A 326-nucleotide genomic window follows, 5' to 3' on the forward strand; every position below is an offset into this window, starting at 1 on the left:
CTCCATCCTACGCGGCACGATCGACCGGATCACGGCCAGCGTGGTGCGAGTATGATGCTGCAATCCGGCGAAGCGAGCTTGCTGCTGTTCCGCGGCTTGTTTCTGGCGCGTGATGTCCTGGCCGACGCCACCGATATGAGCGACCTTTCCCGCCGCATCGCGCATCGGAAAGCCGGAATCGCTCAGCCAGCGTTTCTCGTTGTCGGCCGGCCGGCATATTCGGTATTCGAAGGTTGCGCGTTCGCCGTCGCGTATGCACTCGATCTGGCCCAGCACATGCTCGCGATCCTCGGGCACGATAAGGTCGATCCAGGTGGCGAAGTTGT

General features: G+C 62.3%; 1 protein-coding gene. It reads right to left on the bottom strand.

What is annotated here, in order from left to right:
- Window positions 1–326: PAS domain-containing protein (locus tag EN853_RS33420; RefSeq protein WP_135861368.1), on the bottom strand; the 326-nt coding region annotated here is incomplete at both ends.

The sequence above is a fragment of the Mesorhizobium sp. M1C.F.Ca.ET.210.01.1.1 genome, from assembly GCF_004791585.1.
Classification (GTDB): Bacteria; Pseudomonadota; Alphaproteobacteria; order Rhizobiales; family Rhizobiaceae; genus Mesorhizobium.